Here is a 4,321-nt window from a genome sequence, read left to right as displayed (position 1 = left end):
ATCATGCCAAAGCCCGTTCCGGTTCCCGCGACGGGACCGATTGTGACGGCCTGCGTTGCCGAGCCGATGCGCACCGCCGCCGCCGATCCGAAGGAGCGAACGACCGCATTCCCTTCCTTGTCGTCGTCGAGGCCGTCCTTGTCCTCATCCTTGTCGTCGGGCTTGGTGTCTTTCGGCGCCGCGGCAAAGATGATGCCGCCCGTCACATTGCCTTCGACCGACAGTGCGTTGCCACCGATCAACAGGTCGTCGGCATCGAGTTTCGACGGGTCGGCGGGCGGGCTGGTGAAGCGATAGCCGGTGGCGGTCAGATTGCCCTGAACGACAAGCGCGCCGGTGATGTTGCCGGCCAGCCGCGCGCCGGTTGCATCGAGCCCGGTGGCCGCGATGGTTCCCGCGAGGCGGACGTTGCCGGTGACGTCTTGAAGTCCGACACCAAGCGCCCGGTCGCCGAGCACGCCGATCGTGCCGTCGTTGGTGAAATTGCCGGTCAGCGGGCCGCCGAGACGGATGCCGGCCGAATCATTGCCTTCGATGGCGATCGCACCGCTGTTGACGATATTGCCGGTAAAGGCGCCGCCGGTCGCGATACCCACGCGGCCCGAACCGATGGCAAAGGCGCCGTCGATGTCGCCATCATTGTCGATGTCGGTCGGCGCATAGGTTTCGCCGATGGTGATCTTGCCCGGCGCCGCATTGGTGATGCCGCCCGATGTGCCGGCACCCGCGAGAACCCCGGTCGCGCCATCGACATTGCTGAACTCGATCGTGCCTTCGTTCACCAGCTTGTGATTGCTGTCGATGGTGACCGCCGGCCCAGCCGTCGTCGGCTTGATCGAGCCTGCCGCGGTGATCTTGATGTCGTCGGGCGTGCCCGTCTTGATGGTCGACGTCCGCACCGGCGCCGTTGTCGCGGTGGTGATCGTCGTTTCGGCATAGGCGGCGGTCGAAAGGAGGGTGGCTAGGCAGGTGGAGGCCAGCAAGGTCTTGCGCATCAGATTCCTCTTGTGATCGGGGGCCGGGACATCTGTCCGGCGACAATCACAAGACGGAGCGGGGGCGATGCAGCCTTGGAAAAAAATATGGGGTCGGGCGGCGCAAGGGTTGCGGTGCCTGGCTGGTTACAGGCGGCAACGACATCCTGGCCCCCGGACGCGCATAGCTATGCCTTGTTGCATCGCGCGAGGGCATGCGACATTCCATCCAACGTCCGGCCGCATCGGGACCGGAGAGGGAGAGTCATGAGCGAGCAGATCGTCACGGTGGACATTGGCGGCACGCATGCGCGCTTTGCGATCGCCGAGGTCGAGGGCGGCCGCGTCCTGTCGCTGGGCGAGGCGACGACCTTGCACACCAAGGACCATGCGAGCTTTCAGACCGCGTGGCAGGATTTCGAGCGCCAGCGCGGTGGGGTGTTGCCCCGCGCGGTGGCGATTGCGATCGCGGGGCCTACGCGCGGTGAAATCATCCGCTTTACCAACAATCCCTGGATCATCCGTCCGGCGTTGATCGGCGAAAAGCTGAATGTCGACCGCCATGTGCTGGTCAATGATTTCGAGGCGGTAGGCCATGCCGTCGCACAAGCCGACGCCAGCTATTTCGAGCGTTTGACCGGCCCCGATGAACCGCTGCCCGCGACGGGGACGATCAGCATCATCGGCCCCGGCACCGGCCTGGGCGTTGCCCATATCTGGCGCGACGGGAGCGATTATCGGGTCCAGGCGACCGAGGGCGGGCATATCGATTTTGCGCCGCTGGACAGCATCGAGGATGCGATCCTGGCGCGGCTGCGCAAACGGCACCGCCGCGTGTCGATCGAACGCATCGTCTCAGGCCCCGGTATCGTCGATATCTATGAGACGCTTGCCATGCTCGAAGGTCGTGCGGTGACCCCGCTAGACGACAAGGCGATCTGGACCAAGGCGCTGAGCGGCGAGGACAGCCTGGCCGCGGCGGCGGTCGATCGGTTCTGCCTTTCGCTGGGCAGCGTTTCGGGTGACCTGGCGCTGGCGCAAGGGGCAAGCGCCGTCGTCATCGCGGGCGGGCTTGGTCTGCGTATCCGCGACAGCCTGGTGCGATCGGGCTTTCCCGAACGCTTCATCGAAAAGGGACGGTTTGAAGGTTTCATGGCGGCGCTGCCCGTGAAGCTGATCACGCACCCGCAGCCGGGCCTGTTCGGCGCCGCGGCGGCTTTCGCGCGCCAGCATGGCTGAAATTTCGCTGGCGCTGGCGCGCTAAAATCGGCAGCGTGGCGGCATGTCGCAGCGCCCCGTCCTCGGTATCATCGCATGCAACCGCACGGTCGGCGTGGAACTCGCGCAGGCGGTAATGAACCGTTATGCCACCGCGGCCATGCGGCATGCCGATTGCGCGGCGCTGATCATTCCGTCGTTGCCCGAATATATGCGCGCGTCCGAGGTCGTCGGTCGGCTCGACGGCGTCCTGCTGACCGGCACGCCGTCGAATGTTGCGCCGGCACTTTATGGCGATCCGGGCGGGGGCGAGGGGCCGTTCGACGGCGACCGCGACCGCATGATGATCGAACTGGTCGACGCGGTGATCGCGGCGCAGCGCCCGCTTTTCGGCATTTGCCGGGGTTTTCAGGAGATCAATGTCGCGCTGGGCGGGACGTTGCGGCGCGACACGTCGGCGAGCGACCAATTGCTGGCTCATCACGCACCCGACGGCGCCGATTTCGACGCGATGTTCGATCATCGTCACCGGGTCGAACTGGTCGACGGCGGGATGCTCGCCGCGGCCTATGACAAGGCATCGCTCGACGTGAACTCGGTCCATTTTCAGGGGGTCGGCGACCTCGCCGCGGGGCTGGCGGTCGAGGCGCGCGCACCCGACGGGCTGGTCGAGGCTTATAGCGCAAGGCCCAATGGCGCGCCTTTGCTTGCGGTGCAGTGGCATCCCGAATGGCAGACCGATGCCAATGCGGACAGCCAGACCTATTTCCACCTCCTCGGACGCGCGCTAAGAGGCGAATTATGAACTGCCGCGTCACTCGCTATGACCGCTATCTCGCGCGGATCAGCTTTTCGCCCTGATTTTCCGGACCCGGTTTCTTTCGGTTTCCAGACAATCAGGAGTTTTTTCATGCCTCGCAATCACGACATCGCCGAACTGCGCCGCCTCGACGTTGCGCACCACCTTCCCGCGCAGGCCGATTGGGCCGAAATCGAACGGCTCGGCGGCAGCCGTATCATCACGCACGCCGAGGGCTGCTATATCCATGACGGCGACGGTCACCGCATCCTGGACGGGATGGCGGGGCTTTGGTGCGTCAATGTCGGTTATGGCCGCGAAGAGCTGGTCGAGGCGGCGGCGACGCAGATGCGCGAGCTGCCGTTCTATAACACCTTTTTCAAGACCGCGACGCCGCCGACGGTGACGCTGGCGGCAAAGATCGCGTCGCTGACCGGCAATCGCCTGCCGCACATCTTCTTCAACGCATCGGGCAGCGAGGCGAACGACACGGTGTTCCGCATGGTGCGCCATTATTGGAAGCTGAAGGGCGAGCCGAAGCGCACCGTCTTCATCAGCCGCTGGAATGCCTATCATGGCTCGACCGTTGCGGGCGTGTCGCTGGGCGGCATGAAGGCGATGCATGCGCAGGGCGACCTGCCGATCGCGGGTGTCGAACATGTCCGCCAACCCTACAGCTTCAACGAAGCGCAGGGAATGGACGAAGAGGCGTTCTGCGACGCCTGCGTGCAGGCGATCGAGGACAAGATCATCGAGGTCGGGCCGGAAAATTGCGCGGCCTTCATCGGTGAGCCGGTGCAAGGCGCGGGCGGGGTGATCATTCCGCCCAAGGGTTATTGGCCGAAGGTCGAGGCCGTGGCGCGTAAATATGGCCTGCTGATCGTCGCCGACGAGGTCATCTGCGGCTTCGGCCGCACCGGCAAGATGTGGGGGCATGAAACGATGGGCTTTACCCCCGACCTGATGCCGATGGCGAAGGGACTGTCGTCGGGCTACCTGCCGATCTCGGCGACCGCGGTCGCGGGCCATGTGGTCGACGTTCTCAAGACCGGCGGCGATTTCGTCCATGGCTTCACTTACTCTGGCCATCCGGTCGCGGCGGCGGTCGCGCTCAAGAATATCGAGATCATCGAGCGCGAAGGGCTGGTCGAACGCACCGGCAGCGTCACCGGACCGCATCTGGCGACAGCGCTGGCGACGCTGAACGACCATCCGTTGGTCGGCGAGACGCGCTCGGTCGGCTTGCTCGGCGCGGTCGAGATCGTTGCCGACAAGGACACGCGTGCGCGCTTTGGCGGCGCCGAGGGGACCGCCGGGCCGATGGCGCGCG

3 protein-coding genes and 1 pseudogene are annotated in these 4,321 nt (G+C 65.2%); 3 read left to right on the top strand and 1 reads right to left on the bottom strand.

The annotated features are described in order from the left end of the window. Window positions 1-995: pseudogene (locus A3E77_RS15150) on the bottom strand (autotransporter domain-containing protein); the annotation flags it as partial. 246 nt (window positions 996-1,241) lie between these two features. Between A3E77_RS15150 and A3E77_RS15145 the strand changes: the two are divergent. The 3 genes from A3E77_RS15145 to A3E77_RS15135 all read left to right on the top strand — a co-directional run. Next, the gene (locus A3E77_RS15145) at window positions 1,242-2,213 is read left to right on the top strand and encodes a glucokinase (protein WP_293647415.1); all 972 of its coding nucleotides are present in this window, start codon (window positions 1,242-1,244) and stop codon (window positions 2,211-2,213) included. A gap of 43 nt (window positions 2,214-2,256) precedes the next feature. Beyond that, on the top strand, window positions 2,257-2,997 hold the full coding sequence (locus tag A3E77_RS15140) for a gamma-glutamyl-gamma-aminobutyrate hydrolase family protein (protein ID WP_293647413.1): 741 nt from the start codon (window positions 2,257-2,259) through the stop codon (window positions 2,995-2,997). 105 nt (window positions 2,998-3,102) lie between these two features. Continuing rightward, window positions 3,103-4,321 (top strand): aminotransferase (locus A3E77_RS15135; protein ID WP_293647411.1); only part of this gene is annotated, 1,219 nt, incomplete at its 3' end.

The sequence above is a fragment of the Sphingopyxis sp. RIFCSPHIGHO2_12_FULL_65_19 genome (assembly GCF_001830555.1).
Lineage (GTDB): Bacteria > Pseudomonadota > Alphaproteobacteria > Sphingomonadales > Sphingomonadaceae > Sphingopyxis.
This window is presented reverse-complemented; position numbering and strand designations above follow the sequence as displayed.

Coding starts and splice junctions, on each gene's coding strand:
- A3E77_RS15145 (WP_293647415.1), top strand. CDS start 1,242: ATGAGCGAGCAGATCGTCACGGTGGACATTGGCGGCACGCATGCGCGC.
- A3E77_RS15140 (WP_293647413.1), top strand. CDS start 2,257: ATGTCGCAGCGCCCCGTCCTCGGTATCATCGCATGCAACCGCACGGTC.